Below are 24,824 nucleotides of genomic sequence, written 5' to 3'. Positions count from 1 at the left end.
TATCCCTCCTGGAAAACCTAGATAATCTTAGGCACCTTAAAATACTCCTCTTCTCTCTCCGGAGCATTGGACAGAACCTCTTCGTTAGTTAAACAATCACCTGCACAGTCTTCTCGGAAAACGTTCTGCATTGGCAGAGCATGAGCTGTCGGCGGCACATTCTCCGTATCCAGCTTCTGAAGCATTTGTGCATATTCCAATATAGCATTAAGTTGATCGGTATATCTCTCTTTCTCCTCTTCACTTAAATACAAACGTCCCAACAAGGCTACGTGTTCCACATCGGCCTTAGTAATCAAGCAGTTCACCTCTCTATCTAAAAACTTACAACATTATACCAGATTTTTTTTGGCGCATGCAAGTTACGATAGGCTATGATCTGCTTTGCCGGGTGATTTGCCAACAGATAATTCTTTAAAATAAGCCTCATCTATAACTTTAATACCCAATTTAACGGCCTTATCATATTTACTGCCGGGATTCTCACCTGCCAGAACATAATCAGTGCTTTTGCTGACAGATGCAGTTACCTTACCTCCCAAGCCCTCAATAAACTGTTTTGCAGTCTCACGGGTAAAAGACCGGAGTGTTCCGGTTAAAACAAAAGTTTTACCTTCCAAAGAACCGGCAGTTGAAGCCTCTGTGTCTTTTTCCACAATATTTACACCGGCCCGCACCAGTTTATCAACAACAGAAAGGTTCTGCTCCTGCTCAAAAAAAGTAATAATACTCCCGGCTATCTTAGTACCAATCTCCGGTATTCCCACCAACTCTTCAAGCCCGGCTGCCATCAAATTCTGCAGCGAACCAAAATGCCGGGCCAGAGTTTTAGCCGCCCTCTCCCCCACATGGCGAATACCCAGAGCAAATATCAGTCTGCCCAGAGAGGCTTTTTTACTTTGCTCCAGGGCCTGCAGCAGATTCTGAACTGACTTTTGGCCAAACCTCTCCAGATTAACCAGGTCCTCGTACCGCAAATTATATAAGTCAGCGGCATCATGGATTAAGCCTGTATCTAAGAGCTGTGTGATAACTGCCGGTCCCAGTCCGGCTATATCCATGGCTCCCCGCGAAACAAAGTGAATTAAACCCTCCCTCAGCTGCGACGGACAGGCCATACCCGTACAGCGGGAAGCAGCCTCACCCTCCAGGCGAACAACCTTTGCTCCGCAATCAGGACAATACTGCGGCATTTTAAAGGGAATCTCCCCGCCGCTGCGTTTTTCCGACAATACCCTGACTACTTCAGGTATGATCTCGCCCGCCTTCTGGACAACAACAGTATCACCTATCTGCACATCTTTTTCCTTTATAATGTCTTCATTATGTAAAGTCGCCCGGCTGACAGTCGACCCGGCCAAACGCACAGGATCCAAAAGAGCAGTTGGCGTGAGAACACCGGTACGGCCAACATTTATTATAATATCCTTAACCTTAGTAACCGCCTGCTCGGGAGGAAATTTATAAGCGATCGACCAGCGGGGGCTTTTGGCAGTAGCTCCCAATTTTAGCTGCTGCTCCAGGGAATCAACCTTAATGACTAAACCATCAATGGCAAAAGGCAGTTCAAAACGCCTGGCCTCCCAATCCCGGCAATAGGCCAGAACCTCCTCAATATCAGCAAATTTGCGATAATAACGGCTAACCGGAAAGCCCAAGTCTTGCAAGTAACGCAACGCCTCTTCGTGACCGCTCAGGCTCACCCCTTCATAATAACCAACCGCGTAAATAAAGGCAGACAATTGCCTGCTGGAAGTTATCCTGGGATCGAGCTGCCTGAGTGAGCCTGCCGCGGCGTTGCGGGGATTGGCAAACAAGGGTTGATCTTCCGCTTCCCGGCTTTTATTCAACCGTCTGAAAGCCTCCCCGGACATATACACCTCACCCCTCACTTCCAGAACCGGCACGGCCTCTTTCAGTTGCAGAGAGAGGCTGCGAATAGTCTTAAGATTTTCGGTAATATCCTCACCTGTTTCACCGTCTCCTCTGGTAGCGCCGCGTTGAAACAGACCGTTCTCATAAAACAGGGAAACAGCCAGTCCGTCAATTTTAAGCTCAACTACATAGTTAACCTCTTCACCTGCCAGAGCACCGCGGACCCGACGGTCAAAATCCTTCAGCTCCTGCTCACTAAAAGAGTTGGCCAGGCTTAACATAGGCACTCTATGAGTTACGGTAGTAAAACCTTCCTTTGGCTTTCCACCCACCCGCTGAGTCGGTGAATGCTCGCTAAGCAGATCCGGAAACTGCTGCTCCAACGCTGTCAGCTCAAGCATTAAACGATCATATTCGGCGTCTCCTATGACAGGGTTATCCATAACATAGTAATTATAATTATGCTCCTCTATTTCCCGCCGCAGTTCTAAAACTCTTTTCCCGGCTTCCTTCAACTCCAAATTATCACCTTCTTGCACTTTGCCTTTAAACTACTCTAAACTTCTCATATCTTCAATTGACCGCCTGTTCTTCTGTACCATTTCCTCTATATCTTTGGCGGATCTGGCTGACTTTTCCGCCAGCTTTCTCACTTCCCCGGCTACGACAGCAAATGTTCTCCCGTGCTCACCGGCACGCGCGGCCTCAATGGAGGCATTTAGAGAAATCATATTAGTCTGATCGGCAATATCGCTAATTACATTGGCTACCACACCGATACTGCTGCTGAAAGCTACCTGCTGCTGCAGTTGATCAGTTATGTAATTCTCAATAGCCAGCTGCATATCAAAGTTAAGCCGTTTTTGAAAAGCATTATAGGACCGCTGCAGAGAAACCGCATCAGTCCCGTGTTTGGCCTGCAAAAGCATATAAATCTCCGTCATATAAATTTGATAGGCCCCGATATACCACCTAGGAAACAAACCCAATTGACGGTGCTTCATACCGATAGCCAGGCGCCGGTTAATATAATTGTTGTCCATTTTGTCAGATGTTAAACTAATAAAATACTGCTTTTGCACTTCTTTTAGTCTGGTAACCGTACTATTCTCATCGATAAGCTTCTTTAACTCGGAAAATTTCAAAATATGGTTGTAAAAAACATTGACCACGCGATCGGCTTCCCGGCTGAACAAATCTTTATAGCCCGCCATAATATTGATATCATCCTGAGTAATAGCAACATAACTCATCTGCCTGTCTCGGCTGTTATTTTCCAATTATAATCATTCCTCCGATTATTATTATCCGACTCAAGCAAGCGGCAATGTCCTTTAATCAAGTAATAAGTTGCGCCACGTATTTTATTACATAGGCAGCAGGGATTAACAATATCTGGGCAAAAACAGTGCCTACCAGCCTGGTAGCAGCCAGGTAGAAAGTCATCTGCCGCACATCTTTCTCCGGTCTGGCCCCTCTCAAAGCCTGGTCGGTTATACGGGCGGCTGTGGGATCTACTACGGTAGCCATCAAAATAGCCGCCACCCCGTTAACCACCCCGGCCAAAAAAGCAGCGGTACTGCGAAACTGCGGGTAAAGCGCGCCGGCATATAAGGACGAAAGGATACCCACGGTATAAAAGCCGGTAATAAAAATATTGAAAAACAGAAAAGCCCTGGGTATGCTGGTATACTGGTAAACCGTCTGATCCAACGTCTGCCTCTGTTCAATTTTTTGGTTATCTAAAATCGCCTGTACCCTGCGCCGGGAAAACAATATCAACCAGAAGACCCTGGGTACAGAACCAACCTGATCAAAAATCATGATGGCACGAGTAAACACTTTAACAAAGTAGGGAATCAAGAGCCAGCCGATTAAGGTACCAACGCTTGCCGCCACAATAACCAGGCGGATGTATTTGCTTAGTACATCCAGCTGTGCCTGGTAAAATGGTGTCAGCACGGCCCTGGCTATGCTTTCCGTGTGCACGGCATTTTGCAGGCCGGTGTTAATGGCTTGTTCCACTATAGATGATAACAGAGGGGCTTGAATCAGATTAGCAGTGCTGGATAAAAGAAAAATCAATTGGAAAAGAGAAAGTGCGGTTGCCAGTCTCTGCGTGCGCACCCCGGATAACCTTACCGCATAAATTAAGGTATTGATCATATGAATCACTGCTACCAGCAATGCGACAATTAACAATCGGGTCATGTGTGCCTCCGAAACATTTATCCAAGTATTAATTAATCTTCTCCAAAGGAGCATATCCTGCGGACAGGCTTTTTACTCCCATATCAGGAAAGGCTACCTGCAGCACAGCGTTGCTTCCCAGACCGCTTACGCCCACAATAACACCTGTACCCCATTTAGCATGATGAACCTTATCACCCAGAACAAAGTTTTGACCGGCTGCCGGTTTCTTAACGGTCGTCTGGTTTCTCTTTGATGTCTCCTGCTGCTTTTTAACCTGCGTATTAATTTTCTGCCTCTCTTCATAAGGATGAGCGCCGCTGACTAAATCAACCGGTATCTCCTCCAGAAAGCGGGAAGGCCTGCAGTAATTCGTATTACCGTATATGGTGCGCTGAAAACTGTAGCTCAGATATAGTTTTTGCCTGGCCCTGGTCATTCCGACATAAGCCAGGCGGCGCTCTTCCTCTAACTCGCCGGCGTCAGATAAAGCCCTGTTATGAGGAAAAATTCCTTCTTCCATAGCTACCAGAAAAACAAAGGGAAACTCCAGTCCCTTGGCAGTGTGCAGAGTCATCATATTTACACGCTCCGCTTCCCCGTTATCTCTGTCCGCGTCCGTAACCAAAGACAGTTCGGAAAGGAATTCACCCAGCGTGCCCTCCACTGTCTCCAGATCATACAACCTGGTCACAGAGAGAAATTCCTCCAGGTTCTCCAACCTGGTACGAGCTTCTACAGTTCCTTCATACTCCAGTTCCTGACGGTAACCGGTACGCTCCAGAATATCCACAGTTAAGTCCGTAACAGGCAGAAACTCCTGCTGCCGGCGCCATACCTGCAAAAGGCTGCCTAAAAGAGCTGCCTGCTTTCTAGCCTTACCGTTCAAGCCAGGTATCTGCTCCGCCATCTCCATAGCCAAACCGGCAGGTATGCCTGCTTCCGCGGCAAAAGCAAAAATTTTAGTCAGGGAAACATCACCGATACCACGCCTCGGCACATTAATAATACGGCTGAGAGAAACCTCATCCGCCGGGTTTACTATAACCCGCAAATAAGCTATCACATCTTTAATTTCCTTGCGCTCATAGAAGCGCAGGCCGCCGATAATATTATAAGGCAACCCGTAGCGAAGCATAATCTCTTCCAGAACACGCGACTGTGCGTGAGTGCGGTACAGCACAGCACATTCACTGTAAGAAACACCCTCCACCAGGTGCAGATGTTTGATTTGTTCGACCACATGCCTGGCCTCTGCAAATTCATCACGCGATTTGCATACAATTATTGGACTGCCCTTGCCGGCATCAGTCCACAAACGTTTTTCCTTACGGCCCTGGTTATAGCTGATTATGTGATTGGCCGCATCCAGTATATTCTGTGTGGAACGATAATTTTGTTCCAGTGTGACCACACAAGCTTCCGGGTAATCGCGCTCAAAGCTTAATATATTCTGAATGTCGGCACCCCGCCAACCGTAAATTCCCTGATCCGGATCACCAACTACACACAAGTTACGGCTTTTTTGAGCCAGCATTTTCACCAAAAGGTACTGCACATAGTTAGTATCCTGGTATTCATCTACCAGGATGTAGCGGAATTTATGCTGGTATCTTTCCAAAACATTCGGATGCTCTTTAAAAAGACGGACAACCAGAAAGAGCAGGTCGTCAAAATCCACCGCGTTATAAGTTTTTAACTTTTTTTGATAGAGTTTATAAATCCCGGCCGCTTTTTGGGTGAGTATATTGTCTGCTTCTCTATCATACTTATCCTCGTCAATTAACTTATTCTTGGCTTTAGAAATAATGCTTGAGACATACTGTGGTGAAAAGGTCTTATCATCAATATTCAACTCTTTTATACAATCCTTGATCAGAGTATGCCGGTCACCTTCATCATAAACAGAAAAATCCTGGCCGTAACCCAACAGCTGCCCATCCCTCCGGAGAATCTTTAAGCAGGTTGAGTGAAAGGTAGCCACCCATAAATCACGGGCCACTCCGGGCAGAATAGCTGCAACTCTCTCTCTCATCTCCAGAGCCGCCTTGTTCGTAAACGTAATGGCCAGAATATTAAATGGAGAAACCTTTTCCGACAATAGCAAATGAGCAATACGGTGAGTCAGCACTCTGGTTTTACCGCTGCCGGCACCGGCCAGTATTAAAAGCGGGCCGTCCACATGTCTCACAGCCTCTGCTTGTACAGGATTTAGGCCGGCTAAAATTTCATCAAGACCACAAACCGTTTCTGCATCGTGCAAAAAACTCACTCCCTGAGAAAATATAAAAACAGTTTACAATGTACAGCTGAATTTAGTTAAGCTTTGTTTACGAATTGTATTATATCATATTTTCAAGCCAACCATTATCTCAATATATTATTGAAAATTAGCATCTAAAGCATGCAAAAGTGCCGGGGGGAATAACATAGAACCCGGCCTATGCCGGGCTCTTTTAAACCTTTTCATGGTTAATTGCAAAATTTTTCTTCTTCTGACTGCCCCTGGCCCCCAAGCATTTCGGACACTAGTCTTAAAATAGAAATGGTATGAGTGGTCAGAACTTCATAAAGCAAGATCGGCAGTGCTTCTTCATAGGTTGGTTTAATCTTGCCTGCTGCAATCTCAGAGCTGATTTTATCCCCGGCCCGGTTCAAGGCTATATCCACAAGTTTCTTGATTTCCTCCTGGTTCTCCTGCACAAACTTACCCACTTCAATTTTGGCCAAAACTTCACCCCCGTCTATTAAATGCAGAACTCTTCTTCTTTAAAAGGGTTAATTACTCTAACCATATCTCAGACCGGCTGACACTATTTCCTCCGCTGTTTTAACTCCGCAAAAACTTCTCCTGGCATAACTCCCTGCTCCGCCAGCATAACCAGCAGGTGATAAAGCAGGTCAGCGCTTTCTTTTACCAGCTCGTGTTTATCCTTATTCTTAGCGGCCAGTATTACCTCTGCACTCTCTTCGCCGACTTTCTTAAGTATCTTATCCAGACCTTTGTCAAAAAGATAGCTGGTATAGGCACCCTCCGGCATTTTCTCTTTACGATCCAGTATTACCCCGTACAGTTCGTCCAGAACCCCTGCTCCGGCAGTCGGAACAGTCTCTTTAGCCTGCTCTTTATTCTCAGAAATTTTTCCGTATACCTCATCCGGGTCAAACTGCTGCTCTCCCACTATTTCCACAGTACAATCCCGATTGATGCGATAATGAAAACAGCTGTAATAACCTTCATGACAGGCCGCACCTTTCTGATCAACCAGCACCAGCAGGGTATCCTTGTCACAATCATGGTATATCTCCCGAACCTTCTGTACATTGCCGGAGGACTCGCCTTTATGCCAGAATTTCTGCCTGCTGCGGCTCCAGAACCAGGTTTCCAGTGTGGTCAGGGTTTTCTCCACCGCCTCCTGGTTCATATAGGCTACCATTAAAACCTCTCTGGTCGCGTAATCCTGCACAATGGCAGGTATCAGACCTGACCGGTCATATTTTAGCTTAGTAATATCCAACTGCTGCATATAATAACACCGTTCCTTTCAGTTTACGAAAAGTCTTCAACTTTCAACTTAAATCTTCCGCACCATCCATCTTTAACTATTGCGTGTAAACTAAATCCTTACCGGAACACCGTTATCCCTCAGAAACTCTTTAACCTGCCTGATGGAGTACTCCTGAAAGTGAAAAATGGAAGCAGCCAGCGCCGCGTCAGCTTCACCCTCAGTCAAGCCTTCCACCATATGTTCCAGATTTCCAACACCGCCGGAAGCTATAACAGGTATTTTAACCGCCCGGGAAACAGCCCTGGTCAGGGCAACATCATACCCATCCTTGGTGCCGTCTCTGTCCATGCTGGTAAGCAGTATTTCCCCCGCACCCAGCGACTCAACCCTGGCCGCCCATTCCACAGCATCAATACCGGTTGGCCTGCGCCCCCCGTGGGTATATACTTCCCAGCGACCGGGAGCTACCTGACGGGCATCTATAGCTACAATTATGCACTGGCTGCCAAACTTATTGGCACCTTCCGCTACCAATTCGGGATTTCTGATAGCGGCAGTATTTATGGAAACCTTGTCCGCTCCCGCTGTCAGCATAGAGCGCATATCCTCTACGGAACCAATCCCGCCGCCCACGCTAAAAGGTATAAAAACCTCGGCCGCAGTGCGGTAAACCATATCCAGTGTGGTTTTGCGCCCCTCGTGGGAAGCTGTGATATCTAAAAATACCAGTTCGTCCGCGCCCTCTTTATCATAGACTGCCGCCAGTTCCACAGGATCTCCGGCATCTCTTAAATTAACAAAGTTAGTTCCTTTAACCACCCTGCCGCCGGTCACATCCAGGCAGGGAATAATTCTTTTCATCAGCATAGGTGATTTCTCCCTAATATTTTGTTTATTTAGCCTCTGCCAAAGCCAGAGCATCCTTAAGTTTTATCGTACCGGCATAGAGTGCTTTGCCCATAATCACGGAGTCAACGCCGTCAGCTTCCAGTTTTTTCAGCTCTTTTAAATCCTCCAGCACAGAAACACCGCCTGAAGCTATAACTTTCAACCCGCTTTTACGGGCCAGATCCCCGGTTGCTTCCAGATTCGGACCCTGCAGGGTGCCGTCGCGCTTAATATCCGTAAACAATACTCGCTGAACACCTAATTTCTTCATTTCCAGAGCCAGCTCAAGAGCTGTCTTTTCTACAGTAATTCCCCAGCCCTGAATGGCAACCTTACCGTTCTTTGCATCAATGCCAACAACAATACCTTCACCAAATTTCTGACAGGCCTCCTGTACCAGTTCAGGATTGCGAATTGCCACCGTACCCAGGACGACTCTGGAAGCTCCGCTGCCAAGCAGCTCTTCTATAGCCTCCAGATTCCTGATACCGCCTCCGACTTCCACCGGTATATCCACAGCAGCTATGATATTTTTAATTATGGCTAAGTTTTTTGGAGCACCGGCAAAGGCACCGTCCAAGTCGACCACATGCAGATATTCAGCTCCCTGCTGCTGCCAGGAGAGAGCCATAGCCACCGGGTCGTCAGAGTATATAGTCTCCTGGTCTAAACGACCTTCCACCAAACGGACACATCTTCCTTCCCGTAAATCAATAGCCGGTATAATTAACATTTTTTTACTAACCTCCCGAAATTGTCTAATATTTTCAGACCTAAAGCACTGCTTTTTTCCGGGTGAAATTGTATGCCAAATATTTTATCCCGCCCGACAAAAGAGGAAAAGCGTACTCCATATTCAGTTGTCCCAATAATAACTTCCCGGTCTATGGGTTCTACATGATAGGAGTGGACAAAGTAAAAGGCTGATTTATCAGGTATACCGTCTAAAAGTGGATTGTCTTTTCGTATTTCGACCTTGTTCCAACCCATGTGAGGCACTTTTAAATCGCACTCGGGGAAACGCCTGACCCGGCCTGCAAAAATTCCCAGGCCCTCAGTCAAACCCCATTCTTCACTGACTTCAAAAAGCAGCTGCTGGCCCAGACAAATACCCAGAAAAGGCTTACCGTCAGCTACAGCTTTCAGTACTGCCTGGTCCATACCGGAGGCTTTCAGGTTCTTCATGGCATCGGCAAAAGCACCTACGCCGGGCAAAACAACTCCCCCGGCCTGAACAACTTTATCCGGGTCCCTGGTGATAAAAGCATCATGCCCGACATTTTCCAGACCTTTTTGCACGCTGCGCAGGTTGCCCATACCATAATCAATTATAGCAATCATTTTTTCCTCCATAAAATAATAAGTATCCTTACAAAACACCTTTTGTAGAAGGTATGCCATTTGCCCTGCTGTCCGTTTCCACTGCCTGCCTCAGCGCTCTGCCCAGAGCCTTAAAAATACCTTCTATTATGTGATGGCTATTGCGACCGGATATTTGTGTAACATGCAGGGTGATACCGCCATTAACTGACAGCGCCCGTAAAAATTCCTCCAACAGTTCAGTCTCAAAATCACCCACCTTAGGAGAAGGAATTTCTACACTTAATTCCAGGTGGCCCCTGCCGCTCAAATCCAGGGCTGCCAGCAGCAGAGCCTCGTCCATAGGCACCATAGCGTGTCCGTAGCGGTTAATACCTGACTTATCGCCCAGAGCTTCTTTAATTGCCTGGCCCAGGCAGATGCCTATATCCTCCACCGTGTGATGACCGTCAATCTCTAAATCACCGTCAGCTCTTAGTTCCAGATTCAGCATACCATGCCTGGTCATCAAATTCAGCATATGATCAAAAAAACCTATACCTGTTTTTATATCGTAAACACCGCTGCCATCCAAATCCAGTTTTAAGTAAATATCAGTTTCGGCAGTTTTACGGGTTAACTCGACTTTTCTGGTCTGCATACAGCACCTCTTTTGTTTAACTCAATACTTGTTCAAGTTCCTGCAAAAACAGTTTGTTCTCTTCGGGCGTCCCCACTGATACACGCAGATAACCCGGCAGCTGGGGTGAGTTTAAATTGCGGATTAGAATTTTCCTCTCTAACAAAGCTTGAAAGACCTTATCTGCAGGTTTGACTGTTTTAAACATTATGTAGTTAGCTCTGCTGGGTATTACCTCACTAACGCCCGTTATGGAAAGGAGAGCCTGGAAGATAATCTCCCTGTCTTTGATTATTTGGTCGATACGCTGCTGAAAAAGCGGTAGGAAATCCAGTACCGTGGCAGCGGCAATCTGAGAAAAATTGTTCACATTAAAAGGCTGCTGCACTTTTAAAAACTGTTTGATAACCAGAGGATCGGCCAACAGGTAACCAACCCGCAGGCCGGCCAAGCCAAAAGCCTTGGAAAAAGTTTTTAGAATAACTATATTGGGATACTGATCGAGAAGAGGTACGGCTGTCTCTCCACCGAATTCCCCGTAAGCCTCATCTAAAACAACCAGGGCGTTAACCCTGCCGGCTAAGCGAGCCAGGTCGGACAGAGGGGTAATGTTTCCGGTAGGATTATTGGGAGAACATAAAAAGACAGCCTTACAACCGTTTTGCTCGGTTACACGGCATAATTCATCTATATCTACGGAAAAATCCGGCTGCCTGTTGACGACCAGCGGCTTTGCTCCTACCACCAGACTATGCACCCAGTACATAGAAAAAGTGGGGTTAGTCACAACAACCGGCGCGTCAGGGCCTAAAGTCTCAATTATATTCAAGATAAGCTCATCGGAACCGCTGCCTGCCAGGATCTTCTCAGGCCCGACACCGGCATAAACAGCCAGTTTTTGCTTTAATTCACCAGCCAGGGGATCGGGGTAACGGGTAAAGGTCTCCGAACTAAGTCTTTTATATATTTGCTCCAGCACCTGGCCGGGAAATTCGTAGGGGTTTTCATTGGCATCCATTTTTATCACACCGTCATGTATCTCCGGTTCATACGGGGTTAGCTGCGCCAGATCAGGTCTGACCAGGTCTTCGATGACAAACTTTCTGCTCATTATTGATTTTCTCCTTTCCCCTCCAGCCTGATTCTTATAGCGTTGGCATGAGCATCCAGTCCCTCTTTAACAGCCATGTCTGCAATATGACCACCGGCCTGCTCCAATGCCTCCCGTGTATAGGAAATTATGCTTGATTTTTTAATAAAGGTATCTACGCTCAAAGGCGAGTAGAACCTGGCTGTTCCGCCTGTAGGCAGCACGTGATTTGGCCCGGCCCAGTAATCTCCCACCGGCTCGGGTGAGTAAGAGCCTAAAAAGACGGCCCCGGCATTGGTAATCTGGCATAACAGGTTAAAAGGCTCTTTTACCATCAGTTCCAGGTGTTCAGGTGCAAACCTATTGGCCATCTGCACCGCCTGGGCCAAATCCCTGGTGATTACTATAGCGCTGTAGTCAGTTAAAGAACGGGTGACGATATCCCTGCGCGGCAACAACTCAGTCTGCCTGGCAACTTCCTCTCTTACTTTTTCAGCCAGGCTTTCCACCGGTGTCAGCAGCACAGCGGAAGCCAGCACGTCATGCTCGGCCTGAGAGAGCAGATCCGCAGCCACATAGGAAGCATCCGCCGTTTCATCAGCCACTACCAGCACTTCACTGGGCCCGGCCAGCATATCAATACCCACCTGCCCGTAGACCTGCTGTTTGGCCAGGGTTACATAGATATTGCCCGGACCGGTTATTTTATCTACCGGCTTGATTGTTTCAGTTCCGTAAGCCAGTGCCGCTATTGCCTGAGCCCCACCGGCCTTATAAATCTCGGTTACCCCTGCCTCAGCGGCTGCCACCAGTGTATAAGGGTTGAGTTTTCCGTCCTTGCCCGGAGGAGTAACCATAACAATTTCTTTCACCCCGGCCACCATGGCCGGTATGGCGTTCATCAGCACTGAAGAAAAGAGCACAGCAGTACCGCCCGGGACATAAATGCCTGCTCTGGCCAGCGGGCGCACCAGCTGTCCCAGGATAACACCGTTATCGGACGGGGCAAACCAGGATTTCTCCAACTGCTTGCGGTGGAAAGAAGCTATATTGTCACGGGCCAGGCATATTGACTCCAGAGTTGTCTTTTCCACCAGGCCATAGGCTTCTTCTATTTCTTCAGGTATGACTTTCAGTTGACCGGGGGTCAACTTGACTTGATCAAAATCGGCCGTGTAAGCGCATAAAGCCCTGTCACCCTGCTCGCGCACAGTCTTTATTATTTCTGCCACGATTGCCGCGGCTGCTTCTTTGCCGGCCATATGCCTATTCATAATATTTTCCAGGGCGGGGTCTCCCGCCTGCATAATCCTAATCATGCTTCCATCACCTCGCTTTCAATGACCTTTGACAGCTTTTTTGCTACTCTACCGCCACGTTTTTCATATATACGAGCAGAAAATGACGTTGTAACAGCAATTAAATCTTCTACCAACTCTTGCTGTTCATCGACGTCTTTTTTTTCTATTACTACAATATGCCCGCCAAAATCGCTAATGTATTTCTCTAAGTAGGCATAACCGAACCGTGCTAAACGGTCTTTATACTCAATAATTACTAAGGCATTATTAGTCTCCTTTACAGCCTTAAGTAACTTTTGTAGACCTTTACGGTTTTCATTTAAACCACTGGCAATATCACGAAAAACAGCCTGAATAGCATATTTGTTATTTGATGCATATTCAGTAAGCCTTCCTATTTGTCGATCAAGATTCCCGGCATCAGCCTGTTTTTGCGTAGATACCCTGGCGTAGAGAAATACGGTATTTTGAATTCGGCTATATTTTTTGCCCTCAAAGGATTCTACTTGGGACATTTTATAGCGGCGATGGCCAGTAGGAGTTCTTTCTGGAACTAATATCTTTTTCTTTTCCCAAACACGTAAAGTATTAATACTAACCCCTAAATATTTAGCTGCTTTGCCAATACTTATATAGTTTTCCATCCTAATCACCTGCCAAAATCATATCATATTATAGCAGGTTTTTTAATATTAATTTAGTTTTCTAGTAACAGTTATATCCTCCATTAACCTTCCTTATTAGCCGCATCTACAAGCGCAGCCAATTGTTCCAGCAAACGGTTTATCCTGTCCGCCTTAAACTGCCTGTTTACCCGGTTGGCTATCAACCGGGCGGTAGAATTCATCACATCAACCAGTTCCACCAAGTTATTCTCGCGCAGTGTACGCCCGGTTGAAACAATATCCACTATCATATCGGCCAGCCCAACCAGAGGAGCCAGTTCTATATTGCCATGCAGCTTGATAATTTCTGCCTGCATGCCCTGACTGCGAAAAAACTCTTCTGCCACACGCGGAAATTTAGTAGCTACCCGTGCATGGCCGCGGTTTTTCAGAGCCAGCCCCCCGCATTCTTGCACTGAAGCGGCCGGGGCTGCCACTACAAAACGGCAAAAACCGTATTTCAAATCTAAAAGTTCATAAACATCCTTGCCCTGCTCGGCCAGAGTATCTTTACCGGCAATGCCCAGATCAGCGGCACCGTATTCCACAAAAGTCGGTATATCAGTGGGACGGCAAATAATATAGCGTACATTATCTGCCGGAACGGTAAAATACAGCTGCCTGGAGTCCCCGGCCAGTTCTTCTGTATTAAAACCGGCCTTTTGCAGCAAGTCTAAAGACGGTTTATATAAAGTCCCTTTAGGTATGGCTATGGTCAAAGTCCCCCTGGAAGAATCCAAATCACTTCACCTCTTTACTATATTAAAGCATTAATACGCTATAATAATAAATCAACTCTTCCGGGGCTGTCAATGCTTATTTTTGAGAACCGTCTTCAACAGACAGGATAAGATCTTAATTGACCGGCCGCTTTCGACAGAATAAGCGGCAAAGTGCATTTTATCCGGGAACCACCAAAGCCTTAGTACTTCCGGCAAATATTCATAAATAATACTTCTTTATCCCAGAACCATAGTTTTTTTCGCAGCTACACCGGTTCCGGATTGCTCAGCTGAATTAATTATTTGCGTTGTCACAGTATAGCCTGCCTGCCGCAATTCACCTGCCTGCCGGACAGCCTCAGACCTTTGCTCTCTGGTATACCTGATCAGGTAATCGCAACAGACTTCCCTGTTTAAAGCGCCCTGCCGATCTAATACCAGCATCAATTTATCCACACCCAAGGCAAAGCCGGTTGCCGGCAAATCATAACCAAACTGCCCGGTAAGGTTGTCATACCTACCGCCGCCACACAGAGGGAAGCCGAGTGACCCGGTGTAGCCCTCAAAGACAGCACCCGTATAATAGTCCAGTTCTCTTAAAAGACCAAAATCTAAGGTTACCTGGCTTTCTACGCCATATGCTTGCAATACCGCATATATTTCCTCCAGGTTATCAAGGGCGCTTTGCGCCCTGCCGCCGCCAATCAACTGCCGGGCCTCGACCAAAACTTTTGCGCTGCCTCTCAGATTTAAAACTTTTAAGAGTCTTGATTGATCCGCGGGAGCAATCATAAACCTGCTCAATAATTCCCTCAGGAGCACGAAATCTTTATTGCCTATGGCTGTCTTCAATTCTTCTTTTTCTACAACCGGTAAGCCCAAATCATCAGCTAAACCGTGAAATATTCCAACATGGCCCAGGCTGATTTGAAATTCTTGAATTCCGACGGCAAGCAGCGACTTGACCGCCAATATGACTGTCTCTGCATCAGCATCGGCACTGCTGTCACCGAGTATCTCCACACCCGCCTGGTAAAATTCTCTCTGCCTGCCGGCCTGGGGTGACTCGTAAAGAAAAGCATGGCCAGTATAGAAAAGGCGCAGCGGCAGAGTCTCAGTCTTTAACCCGGTAGCTGCCAGTCGAGCTATGGGCAGCGTCATATCGGGCCTCAGGACCAGCAAATGGCCGTTTCTGTCTAAAAATTTAAATAGCTTATCCTCCTGGCTGCTTTCCTTTACCAGGATGTTCTCGTAATATTCATAAATAGGTGTGCTAACTTCCTGGTAACCCCAGGCATGCACCAGTTGTGCAAATTTTGTTTCAATTTCCCGCTTAGTTCCCGCTTCCGCCGGCAGTAAATCACGCACCCCCGGCGGCACACGACCGAAACGATCCTTTAATGCCAACAGCCATCACCAGCTCTTCATATATTTAGTCTTCCAAATTTTATTGCTTAAACTTCTTGCTTCTTATTCTCCGGCAAACGATCCAGCACTAATTTATAACCGTCCGCGCCAAAGTTCAAACACTTTTTCACCCGGCTGACAGTAGCAGTACTGGCGCCTGTTTTGGATGCAATTTCCCCGTAAGTATAATTGGCTTCCAACATTTTAGCGACTTCCAGCCGCTGCGCCAGAGCCTTGAGTTCCGCCACGGTACAGATGTCCTCAAAAAAACGATAACATTCCTCTGTATCCTTTAAGAGCATTATTGCTTCAAATAACCGGTCCAGAAGGCCGTCTTTCAATCTGCTTTGATAAATCAAATCCCTATTCCTCCTGGTTTTTACTCATAATTATAACCCATATTACTAAAAATGGACATGCCGATTTGGCATAATGTCTACAGGGATTTATAGTTTTATATGTTTAAGAACTCCTTTTCATAGGTTTTCCTCTCCCCTCACCCTATACATTGACACTTCAATTCCTTTCATGACACACTGCGGAATATGAGTCATAAGCTAAAATCTATTATTAAATCAGTACTAAAAGATAAGTACCGCATTGGTAAACCAGCATTTTTTAAACCGGAACAAATTGCTCATATTGTTTCATTAGCTTGCCAATCACCGATCGAAAACGGTGTTCCCTCAAGTCATTGGACACCGGCAGCATTGGCTCATACAGCAATAAGACAAGTAATAGTAAAAAATATTTCAGTACGAACAGTTGGGCGATACTTATCTGAAGCGGATTTAAAACCACATCAATATAAAGGTTGGTTAAACGCCAAGATTGATAATCCAGAACAACATCAGCAACAGGTGGCGATAGTTTGTCAAGTTTATCGGAATTCTGTAATGATGGAATCTTCTGGCTATCACATATTATGTACGGACGAAATTACCGGTATCCAAGCGTTAGAACACATCCATGAGGCATTGCCTATGCGTCCTAACCAAGTGGAGTGTATTGAGCAAGAGTATAAGAGACACAGGACAACCACTTTAATCGCTTCACGAAACGTGGTAACCGGAGAAATTGTTGCTCCGCTTATTCAATCTACCCGGACGGAAACCGATTTCACAAAACATATTCGTGAAGTAGTGGCAACTGTTCCAAAACGGCCATATATTTTTGTCATGGATCAATTGAATACACATAAGTCAGAGACACTGGTAAAGTGGATAGCAGAACAAGAAGGAATCCCGACAGAGGAATTGGGTATAAAAGGTGTAAAGGGAGTACTAAAATCAATGGAGACACGGGCTTCATTTTTGTCAGATTCAACACATCAGATTCGTATTGTCTATACACCTAAACACTCATCATGGATGAATCAGATTGAAATATGGTTTAGTATCTTAAAAAGACGATTACTCAATAGACGATCTAGTTTTTCATCGGTTCAAGATTTGAAATTACGTATTCAACAGTTTATTGACTACTATAATCAATATTTGGCTAAGCCATTTCGCTGAACATATGCCAATAAACTTTTGGCCGCACAATACCTACTTGGAATTTATTGGTGTGCGCGTATTTACGCCATCGTGCACTAGTTATCTCTTTTAAACCAGTTAATGGGGTTTAGGAACTTTTTATACCGTGAAATAACTTCTTTACCAAGGATTATTCCACCTACCCAAAACGATATTTCCCCCAGAACAACAAGAACAGTGGAAATAGTTACTTTGATGCCTGTGGAAAAGGAAACAAACGGTATGAGTAAAATTAAGCCATACAAAATAAATGATAACACAACAAGACCGATCCCTGATTTTCTAAGCTCAACGGAATGTTTTTTATTTGATATTTGATTGTTTCTGTTTTTTTGGTGTATCACAGCTTATTTCCCTTTCTGAATAACAGTGGCTTTGTCCTAAATGCAGGTATTAATCATAATTGACATGTTGCATGTGAACCTCCTCCGGGATGAGCCCGGAGGCTTCTACCCGTAAGGTTTCTCATTTCATTGAGAACTGCCCTGGCAAAGCAAGGTCTTACACTCTCTCATGAGCTACAGCACTGTGTTACCACAGCCTTGGCCCGGTCCATGGGCATCTACTACTCATCGTAGATACGTTTAAGCAGTTTTTTTCAGTGCCAACACCTTCAGCCGTGCATATTCGACCTTCTCAGGTAACTTACGGCCTTTGGTGAATTTACCGTTAACCGATTTATCCAGAATTCCGGAAGCACCGACCATATCCCGGTGCGGGCCGGCGAAACCGCACTTGCCGCATTTATAGGTGCGACCTGTTTGCTTGGTATACTCTGCACAAGCTGGACAAGTACCCGAAGTACCGCGTTCATCCACTGGTATCAGCTTAATGCCATGACGCTTTAACTTATACTCCAGCATCCTGCGTAATTCACCGAAAGTCCATTGACTCATCCGCTGGTTGTGCTTTTTACCGCAGTCCTTCTTGCGCACGCCTTCTGGATTGCCAATATAGACGGTATTGACGTTATGCTCAAAGCACCATTTTGAAACAATAGTTGAAATGGTATGTATGACGTGCTCAATTCGGCGCTCAATATTGTTCAAAAACCGGTACTTTGCAGCGAAAAGCTTATTGCGCTGTTTTGAGCCTTTTTTAGTTTTAGAAATAGCTTTTTGCAACCTGCGCAGCACCTTATTCCGGAGCCGGCGCAGAGAACGCAGCAATCTGCCGCTCACTACCAAAGATTTCTTACCGTCTGTGATAGCTACAGCATGTACCTCACCGGGGTCAATGGCTGCTGTAACACCGCCCTGTACTTTTTTCAAGGCCGGTTTTTCTACCGTTACATGCAGCCAGTAAAGGTTACGGTGCCATACAAGTTGAACCAGCTTAATGACGGCTCCGGAGAGCCTTTTGGGTAAGTTAAGTATGAGTGATTCCCTGCCGCGTCCGTTGGAGAGAGTCAACATCTTTCCTTCGTAAGTTATACCAAGCGGCTTCCAGGTTACGGTGAAAAAACGTTTCCTGCGATGGGGATAGCGCCAATCTGTAACCCCTGCTCCATTTAAGCCAGGGAAAAGTGACAAATATTCTTTTGGCGGTAATGCTCTTAAGTATCCTTACAATCGCATATTTCCTGAATTATTTGTTTAACAGCATCCTCTACTTTACCCGCAATTGCTTTGCGACGATACTTTGGGCAAAACACGATATGATAGTTAATATTGTAGACGCAATGGTTTGTTATTCTTTCCATGATTCAATTATACAGTAGAGGAAGTGTTTGTGTATATACTTGTCGCCCTACCGGGCGACCGCTCCTTTCATCCCACGGGCTCGTCCCGTGGGATGAAAGGAGCGGTTTTCTATAAAAAAGAATTAATTGTGTTTTTGCCATGTTCCCTCGGCAATCCGAAAGCCTCAATCAATCCTTTATTTGCAAGCATATATTTTAATTCTTGAAATAATTCTTTGTAAAATTTACCGAAAATCCTGTCAAAGTATTTAGGGAAGTAGCATAAAGCAAAGTATTCTATGTCCATCTCACCAATTAGTTTACGGAGTTCTGAAAAACTGAAAGCTTCTATAAGTTGCTTGATTTTAGTTGGTGAGAAGTATTTTTGCATGTATTGGTGGAATAGATGGTTGTGGTGAACATCATTTTGTTCATTCAATAAATCTGTTACCCCCTTATAACCTGGATTCCCGCATATACATAACGAGGAATCGCTTAACCGGTTCATTTACAAGGCTTTTAGCAAATATTAAGTTGTTGAAGGACTCGTTATGTGTGCAAATACCTAACGAGGCGACGATGCAGTTAAATCAAGGGTTTTAAGGTTATATCGTTATGTGTTGCCGGGAATCCAGGTTATAAAATAATAAAACACCTTCTCTATTTAAAGAAAGTGTTAATGAATCATTCTTATCAACTGAATCAATTTATCTTCATCCTGTCTAATAACCTCAAATTCATTGCTCTGATAAAAATCTACTAGAGATTTTTTATCAGCACATTCTACTAATACAATTCTACCTCCAATTTTTTCATGAGCTTTATAAATTGTTGATATGGCATATTCAAGAATTTCTTTACCTGTTATTAATTTAGCATATGTATCGTTTTTAGCTAGTTGTCCAATTAGAAACACTGGAAATTCAGTTATTTTTTCTCCATCTCTTTTTGAAAATAATCCATCTAAATGCTTAGTTTTTCTATTAGATATCTCTATAGGTACTTTTAGCACTTGTATTGCCAAAGAAAAATACGCTAGAATGTTAAAGTCACCTAATTCAAGAGCTTCTTCGTCAACTATAAAATAGGTTCTGCTTTTTGACACCTTTTTAAATTCTATAGCTTTTTCTTTTAAAAAATGCTCTATGTCTTTATCTCTGCTGCAAATAAAAGTAGAAATTACTTCCTGAGTTTTATTCTTAGAAGACATTTCTAAAAATTTCCTTAACGAGACAGGTACTGTTTTAATAATTTTTCTGCTCTTGCCATAGCTTTGTCAGATGCCTTTTCTTTGTCGATAGAATTTGATGGCCTATTTTCAGAAATCACATTTACAAACTTTTTTATTGCATCAGGTTCTCTTATAGTTATATCTTTGATGAATGATGCTGTTGCCATCAAAACTACCTACTTTCAATTACTAAACTAAATTAATTTTAACTTCATATATTATATGCAACAATGCTCTCATAGGTAGTATATATTTTTACTTGTACATATTCAGTGAACCAGCTATAAAAATCAAAAATCGCAAGGCGATCAGTTGCACCGGTCCAGTCGCGATACAGCTACACATTATAAATCCTTCGGTAACCTGAATAGCCAATCAAATACGCTGTCTGTCCGTTTCTTCAGTCACTTGTTCCAGGGGATGAGGTTCTCCCTTTCGTAGATACCGCTTCAGCTTCGGCATTGATTTGCTCCAGAAGTAATAGCCGAATGCGCCGATCATTTGTTTCATTTCTCGAAACATGCATTCGATCTTGAACCGATAGCTGTACAAGCAAATGGTGTCCACCGCTGCAAGCGTCAGGTCGGTCTCGTACCCACATGGATGCAGGGAAAGATCAAAAATGAATGAGGTGATGCCGAGATGATCGGTACGTAACATTAAGCCAACAATTATCACAACGAACCATTCAAAGGTAGCGGTTCCGGTAAAACAGGCACGGAATACAGACAAGATTGTGTTAATAAATTCTAACATAGTATAGGCAATCGCTGTGAAATCGGGTATACTAAATTGAGTAACCCTTTCGGTGATTTAATCTCTTTTTTGGTGGTAGCAACCATTAGGACATCATAAAACCGCCCGATTGGGTTATTCTTCTATCATTTTTTCGACAAAAACTTTTGACTGTCCAATATTTGAGAATATCCCTCGTTATTTACGACCCGCTCAAGCTAGTTCATCTGATCTTTCAACTTTTGAATTTCTTCTTCAGTTAATCCTGTAATTTCACTGATAAAGTCAATTGATGCTCCTTTTTTAAGAGCAGCCCTAGCTATATTTTTTTGTGCTTCCTTTTTACCTTCATCTCGGCCCTCATCCCTAGCCTTCTTCTGCATTTCATCCAAAGTTATTTCTAAATTCATAATCATAATATCCACCTCCAGCGGGGAATTTTTGCATAAAACATTATCTAACTCTTTCTGCATATATGAAGCAAATTTTGGTTTTAACACATTTATTAACCAGGTTGCAAATTGTCTAAATTCCTCCGGTGTTAATCTTTTTAGCACTCTAGCTAGTTTTTTAAACCGTCTGATTAACTCTTCATGAGTTATTGTTTGGTCTAAAAGAAAAACACTTGCCACAAGGTTAGCCATCTGATAAAGTTCTTTCTCGCTATATCTGTTTACATCAAAGAAAATGTAACGAAAATCTAAGAGGTGCTGCTCAAAATTTTGATAACCACCCAACATTTCTTTGAAGTTTAAGCCAACTGTCCAATTATCTTTACCGTTATATAATACAGCCGGGATTATAGGAGGCAGTCGAAAATCTTTGCGTTCCCTCTTTTCTGACGGAGTATTGTTGTATACTTCCCGCCAGATTTCTACCATGTATTGCAGTAGGCGAAACGGCATTAGAAAATCTACTGTTGATTGCAGTTCAAGTAGGATATAAAAGATTATTTCTGCCTGACGGGTTTTAAGTTTGTAAACTATGTCCGCTTCTTTTTCTGTAAAATCTTTGGTGATATAAGATTTATTCACTAGGATAAGGTCGTCTTCATTGATGTCATTAACCCAGTTTTCTTTGATGAAGCTTTTTATAAGCTGTAGAAATGATTTTTTATTAGTGAGGATTTGCCGATAACCCTTATCATGGGGGTGATGAATATTGGGTTGGTTTGGTTCATCATCTAACATACACATATCCCCCTTTTATATAGATTATAGCAAAAGATATTAATTAAGTGAAGTTTTATATTGCGGACTTCCAAGAAGGTATAAAGCACCTTGAATTTGCTGAGAACTTGGGCCTGCCTTATAATATAAGTCATAATAAGGAGAACATATTACAACAAGATAACGAGAAGGGTGGCGAAAGCCGCCTTTTTTGTCCTAAAAATAAAAAATATAGGAGCTAGTTAGTTAGCTCCTACAGGTTATGTTGTTTGAGGAATACACCTTCCAGTCATCAAACAACACAGCCCCGTATATTACTTGTAAGCCAACGTAGCCTGCCGGATAGGTGCTGTCCGTTGTGTTAATATTCCAGGTCGTTGGCTCTATATTGCCATACGACCATAATCGCAAACGTATGGTTGATCCATTAACCTGGAACTTGAGCATATATTTCATATTGGCATATACCGGCATTGAAGTTGCGACTAACTGCGTCTTTGAACTGCTGGAGGTGTATTTATACAATCTTAGGCCGCTAAAGCTAATATAAGCATTTCCAGTTACATCGCTCATTCTTACAAAGAAATCCATTATGGTAAAGGAAGCGGCAGAGGAAAATAACATTAGTTTTTTGAAGGTGCTGCGCGAGGGTTTAATCAAGGCAATGGACTTTGAACGGTTAGGTTATAGCGAGGAATAGAGAAAAGCCGAGGTTAATCCCCCCCGGCTTCATGTGTTATAGTTCGTTAATATTATTACCAACTCGTATTAAACAAAAAGATATTTTACAAGCTCAAGCATTAAGTCAGCCCTGTTTTATTTGTCTGATATAATAGGCACTACTTATGATTTTTCACTCATTTATATAATGGGTGTAGAATTACAAGTATTGTTATAAAAATAAATATCACAGAAAAAATAGAACGGTATACGCCGATGGCATGGTTGTTTTTTCTAAGTTGATACTGATAAATAGTATTCCTGCTTTCTGACCACTATTCCGAGCAAGATCGAAATGCGCTGTTCTTGACCACAAATTGGTCGTTATCCGTTCGCTATAACCAGTTCTTAGATAGATAACTGCAATATAATAATGGTTATCCCCCGTACTAAAGATAACAAAATAAGATTGATTCAATTCAGTTTATTGTTTCCTAAATAGAGGATATATTTCTTTCTTTAATAGTGAATAATTAACATACCCCGCTCCAAATAATACGAGTATATATTCAACCAGGTTGGCAATTCCAAATTTTTCAAATATTGGTGCTTTAAAAAAAATATACCCAAGATACAAAATAAACAAAGTAATAATGCCAATTTTCTTAAATATTCTCCAAACAATCAAATTTTATAACCAACTTTCTCTAAAAATCTTCAAACACTCAATGGTTGCCTGTTTCATAGAGCGCAGGCCTAATAATATCTTCAAACGTAACTTCATGATTATTCTTAATTATCTATATATAATGCAAATAGGGAATATTTATATATTGATAGAGCCTCAGGAAATAGAAATCGTCTTTTAATTTACTTGGCGAAAATTTTTATCTAGCATTCTCATCCCTCCCACATTATGTTCATTTCTTAATAATAAACATAGAAATATTATATTTGCAAAACGTTGTATTAGTGAAGTAATAAATTACTAAATCAGTGTATATCCCTCCACATTAGAAGTGGAGGGATCCTACTTAACTTTAAAATGGCAATAACAGTTCTATTGTAGCTACAATACCAGGAGTCATCCACTCTAGAGACGAAGGCAAACAAGCATTTACAATATTTGCTAAATATTCGTTTATCGTATCAGAATACTTTACATATGCGTCTATATATTTTGATACTACATCGAAACTAAAGTACGCTTTTACTGATGTTGGGATTTTAGCATATACCTTACTCCAATTACTTTTTAACCATTGAGCAGCTTTTTTAACTGCAGCTGAACCTATTGACTTAGAACTTACTTGATCACTATTAATACTAATATTGAACTCTTGATATTGCTTTTCAACACTTTGGATAATCGTTTCGGAATATCCGTCTATTTCCATTTTATTGGTATCTATTTTAAGTTTTCCATCTTCAAGCTTGAGATAGTTTTCTATATCTTTTGATAGTTTCTCATACTGAGATTTTTCCGTGGATTGCTTAGCTACGTCTTCATTTGCTGATGCAGCGAAAGATAAGACGGTAAACATAAAATTCAAGCAGAAAGCCATTACTGTCAATAATGAAATTAATTTTATCCTGGAATGTATTTACAAAACCCCCTTAATTTTTAAGATTAACTTTTAGAAAATTTCTTAGGATGTCAAGCACCAATTTCTGTTCCATTAACTGAAACGCCATTATCACAGGCATACTTAATATCTTTTTAACTGCAAGTAACACTTGGCACAGCTATACTGAAATTAAGCATCAGCAAACAAGGCATAAAAATTCTATCTCATTCCTTACCCTCGGTAATTCATAATCAGGTTTTTGTCATTTCATTGACACACCCTTGAACCGAATAGTATATTGTAATTTTAAATTACATATAATACAATAATATTAATAGTGGTTCAGGCTAGGTTACTGTGGGTACGCCGTTGCAAGTTGTTCCCGGTTCACCTACCGAGCCACTATTATTTTTTGCCCATTTAGGCGGATAACGTGGCATTTTTTGAAATTGAATTATACTATCACCTCCTTAACTTAATATGAATCATATGAATTTGGCAATTTAACCATCTATTTAACCAACAACATATCTGTTAAAGAATTGGTCGTAACAAACATCACGTTAAGTGTCTCAGATAAAATGATTATAAAAACACATTTTTATTAAAAATTAAGTTTAACATCCCTTATACAAGAATTGATTTTACGAAACTTT

The 24,824-nt window shown here is 43.1% G+C and carries 26 protein-coding genes and 1 pseudogene; 1 reads left to right on the top strand and 26 read right to left on the bottom strand.

Features of this window, described 5'->3' with window-relative positions; translation table 11 throughout:
* Positions 1 to 17: 17 nt before the first annotated feature.
* From gatC to DTOX_RS03630, 17 genes are all read right to left on the bottom strand, one after another.
* The gene (gene gatC / locus DTOX_RS03710; RefSeq protein ID WP_015756392.1) at positions 18 to 299 is read right to left on the bottom strand and encodes an Asp-tRNA(Asn)/Glu-tRNA(Gln) amidotransferase subunit GatC; all 282 of its coding nucleotides are present in this window, start codon (positions 297 to 299) and stop codon (positions 18 to 20) included.
* Positions 300 to 362: 63 nt separating this feature from the next.
* Positions 363 to 2,396, bottom strand: coding sequence for an NAD-dependent DNA ligase LigA (gene ligA / locus DTOX_RS03705; RefSeq protein ID WP_015756391.1), 2,034 nt, complete (start codon positions 2,394 to 2,396; stop codon positions 363 to 365).
* A gap of 30 nt (positions 2,397 to 2,426) precedes the next feature.
* Positions 2,427 to 3,155 (bottom strand): globin-coupled sensor protein, encoded by a 729-nt coding sequence (locus DTOX_RS24695; RefSeq protein WP_015756390.1) that lies wholly within the window; start codon positions 3,153 to 3,155, stop codon positions 2,427 to 2,429.
* A gap of 58 nt (positions 3,156 to 3,213) precedes the next feature.
* The gene (locus tag DTOX_RS03695) at positions 3,214 to 4,086 is read right to left on the bottom strand and encodes a lipid II flippase Amj family protein (RefSeq protein ID WP_015756389.1); all 873 of its coding nucleotides are present in this window, start codon (positions 4,084 to 4,086) and stop codon (positions 3,214 to 3,216) included.
* Between the two features lie 28 nt (positions 4,087 to 4,114).
* Positions 4,115 to 6,328 carry a DNA helicase PcrA gene (gene pcrA / locus DTOX_RS03690; RefSeq protein ID WP_015756388.1) on the bottom strand — a complete coding sequence of 738 codons (2,214 nt, stop codon included), beginning with the start codon at positions 6,326 to 6,328 and terminating at the stop codon, positions 4,115 to 4,117.
* Between the two features lie 209 nt (positions 6,329 to 6,537).
* Positions 6,538 to 6,795: a hypothetical protein gene (locus DTOX_RS03685; RefSeq protein WP_015756387.1), complete on the bottom strand. Its 258-nt coding sequence runs from the start codon at positions 6,793 to 6,795 to the stop codon at positions 6,538 to 6,540.
* Between the two features lie 83 nt (positions 6,796 to 6,878).
* The gene (gene hisIE, locus DTOX_RS03680) at positions 6,879 to 7,592 is read right to left on the bottom strand and encodes a bifunctional phosphoribosyl-AMP cyclohydrolase/phosphoribosyl-ATP diphosphatase HisIE (RefSeq protein WP_015756386.1); all 714 of its coding nucleotides are present in this window, start codon (positions 7,590 to 7,592) and stop codon (positions 6,879 to 6,881) included.
* A 90-nt stretch (positions 7,593 to 7,682) separates the two neighbouring features.
* The gene (gene hisF / locus DTOX_RS03675; protein ID WP_015756385.1) at positions 7,683 to 8,441 is read right to left on the bottom strand and encodes an imidazole glycerol phosphate synthase subunit HisF; all 759 of its coding nucleotides are present in this window, start codon (positions 8,439 to 8,441) and stop codon (positions 7,683 to 7,685) included.
* A 25-nt stretch (positions 8,442 to 8,466) separates the two neighbouring features.
* A complete protein-coding gene (gene hisA, locus DTOX_RS03670) occupies positions 8,467 to 9,195 on the bottom strand; it encodes a 1-(5-phosphoribosyl)-5-[(5-phosphoribosylamino)methylideneamino]imidazole-4-carboxamide isomerase (protein WP_015756384.1) in 729 nt (242 codons plus the stop codon).
* Complete coding sequence (gene hisH, locus DTOX_RS03665; RefSeq protein ID WP_015756383.1) at positions 9,189 to 9,803, bottom strand: imidazole glycerol phosphate synthase subunit HisH; 615 nt, start codon at positions 9,801 to 9,803, stop codon at positions 9,189 to 9,191. The genes hisA and hisH overlap by 7 nt, the downstream gene beginning before the upstream one ends.
* A 28-nt stretch (positions 9,804 to 9,831) precedes the next feature.
* Positions 9,832 to 10,422 (bottom strand): imidazoleglycerol-phosphate dehydratase HisB, encoded by a 591-nt coding sequence (hisB, locus tag DTOX_RS03660; RefSeq protein WP_015756382.1) that lies wholly within the window; start codon positions 10,420 to 10,422, stop codon positions 9,832 to 9,834.
* A gap of 16 nt (positions 10,423 to 10,438) precedes the next feature.
* Complete coding sequence (gene hisC / locus DTOX_RS03655; RefSeq protein WP_015756381.1) at positions 10,439 to 11,512, bottom strand: histidinol-phosphate transaminase; 1,074 nt, start codon at positions 11,510 to 11,512, stop codon at positions 10,439 to 10,441.
* Positions 11,512 to 12,810 carry a histidinol dehydrogenase gene (gene hisD, locus DTOX_RS03650; RefSeq protein ID WP_015756380.1) on the bottom strand — a complete coding sequence of 433 codons (1,299 nt, stop codon included), beginning with the start codon at positions 12,808 to 12,810 and terminating at the stop codon, positions 11,512 to 11,514. The genes hisC and hisD overlap by 1 nt, the downstream gene beginning before the upstream one ends.
* Entirely contained in the window at positions 12,807 to 13,436 is a 630-nt protein-coding gene (locus tag DTOX_RS03645) for an IS607 family transposase (RefSeq protein ID WP_015756379.1), read from the bottom strand. The genes hisD and DTOX_RS03645 overlap by 4 nt, the downstream gene beginning before the upstream one ends.
* 83 nt (positions 13,437 to 13,519) lie before the next feature.
* Entirely contained in the window at positions 13,520 to 14,197 is a 678-nt protein-coding gene (gene hisG / locus DTOX_RS03640) for an ATP phosphoribosyltransferase (protein ID WP_015756378.1), read from the bottom strand.
* A 219-nt stretch (positions 14,198 to 14,416) separates the two neighbouring features.
* Positions 14,417 to 15,586, bottom strand: coding sequence for an ATP phosphoribosyltransferase regulatory subunit (hisZ, locus tag DTOX_RS03635; RefSeq protein WP_015756377.1), 1,170 nt, complete (start codon positions 15,584 to 15,586; stop codon positions 14,417 to 14,419).
* Positions 15,587 to 15,633: 47 nt separating this feature from the next.
* Positions 15,634 to 15,945, bottom strand: coding sequence for a YerC/YecD family TrpR-related protein (locus tag DTOX_RS03630; protein WP_015756376.1), 312 nt, complete (start codon positions 15,943 to 15,945; stop codon positions 15,634 to 15,636).
* A 186-nt stretch (positions 15,946 to 16,131) separates the two neighbouring features.
* On the opposite strand from DTOX_RS03630, the gene DTOX_RS22835 reads away from it, so the two are divergent.
* Positions 16,132 to 17,103: an IS630 family transposase gene (locus DTOX_RS22835; protein WP_015756375.1), complete on the top strand. Its 972-nt coding sequence runs from the start codon at positions 16,132 to 16,134 to the stop codon at positions 17,101 to 17,103.
* A 77-nt stretch (positions 17,104 to 17,180) separates the two neighbouring features.
* On the opposite strand, the gene DTOX_RS03620 is transcribed toward DTOX_RS22835, so the two are convergent.
* The 9 genes and pseudogenes from DTOX_RS03620 to DTOX_RS03590 form a co-directional block, all read right to left on the bottom strand.
* Complete coding sequence (locus DTOX_RS03620; protein WP_015756374.1) at positions 17,181 to 17,468, bottom strand: transporter suffix domain-containing protein; 288 nt, start codon at positions 17,466 to 17,468, stop codon at positions 17,181 to 17,183.
* Positions 17,469 to 17,708: 240 nt separating this feature from the next.
* Complete coding sequence (locus DTOX_RS03615; protein ID WP_242652540.1) at positions 17,709 to 18,656, bottom strand: RNA-guided endonuclease InsQ/TnpB family protein; 948 nt, start codon at positions 18,654 to 18,656, stop codon at positions 17,709 to 17,711.
* Between the two features lie 44 nt (positions 18,657 to 18,700).
* Positions 18,701 to 18,826, bottom strand: a pseudogene (locus tag DTOX_RS25230) (transposase); the annotation flags it as partial.
* A gap of 109 nt (positions 18,827 to 18,935) precedes the next feature.
* Positions 18,936 to 19,244 (bottom strand): hypothetical protein, encoded by a 309-nt coding sequence (locus DTOX_RS03610; protein WP_015756373.1) that lies wholly within the window; start codon positions 19,242 to 19,244, stop codon positions 18,936 to 18,938.
* Positions 19,245 to 19,481: 237 nt separating this feature from the next.
* Positions 19,482 to 20,015, bottom strand: coding sequence for a hypothetical protein (locus tag DTOX_RS03605; RefSeq protein ID WP_015756372.1), 534 nt, complete (start codon positions 20,013 to 20,015; stop codon positions 19,482 to 19,484).
* Positions 20,016 to 20,029: 14 nt separating this feature from the next.
* Positions 20,030 to 20,203 (bottom strand): hypothetical protein, encoded by a 174-nt coding sequence (locus DTOX_RS22830; protein WP_015756371.1) that lies wholly within the window; start codon positions 20,201 to 20,203, stop codon positions 20,030 to 20,032.
* A 208-nt stretch (positions 20,204 to 20,411) separates the two neighbouring features.
* Complete coding sequence (locus DTOX_RS23725) at positions 20,412 to 20,792, bottom strand: hypothetical protein (RefSeq protein ID WP_174260359.1); 381 nt, start codon at positions 20,790 to 20,792, stop codon at positions 20,412 to 20,414.
* 197 nt (positions 20,793 to 20,989) lie between these two features.
* On the bottom strand, positions 20,990 to 21,961 hold the full coding sequence (locus tag DTOX_RS03600) for an Rpn family recombination-promoting nuclease/putative transposase (protein ID WP_015756370.1): 972 nt from the start codon (positions 21,959 to 21,961) through the stop codon (positions 20,990 to 20,992).
* 1,679 nt (positions 21,962 to 23,640) lie between these two features.
* Positions 23,641 to 24,144 (bottom strand): hypothetical protein, encoded by a 504-nt coding sequence (locus DTOX_RS03590; RefSeq protein WP_015756369.1) that lies wholly within the window; start codon positions 24,142 to 24,144, stop codon positions 23,641 to 23,643.
* Positions 24,145 to 24,824 lie beyond the last annotated feature (680 nt).

Origin of the sequence: Desulfofarcimen acetoxidans DSM 771 (genome assembly GCF_000024205.1) — a bacterium.
GTDB classification, from domain to species: Bacteria; Bacillota; Desulfotomaculia; order Desulfotomaculales; family Desulfofarciminaceae; genus Desulfofarcimen; species Desulfofarcimen acetoxidans.
This window is presented reverse-complemented; position numbering and strand designations above follow the sequence as displayed.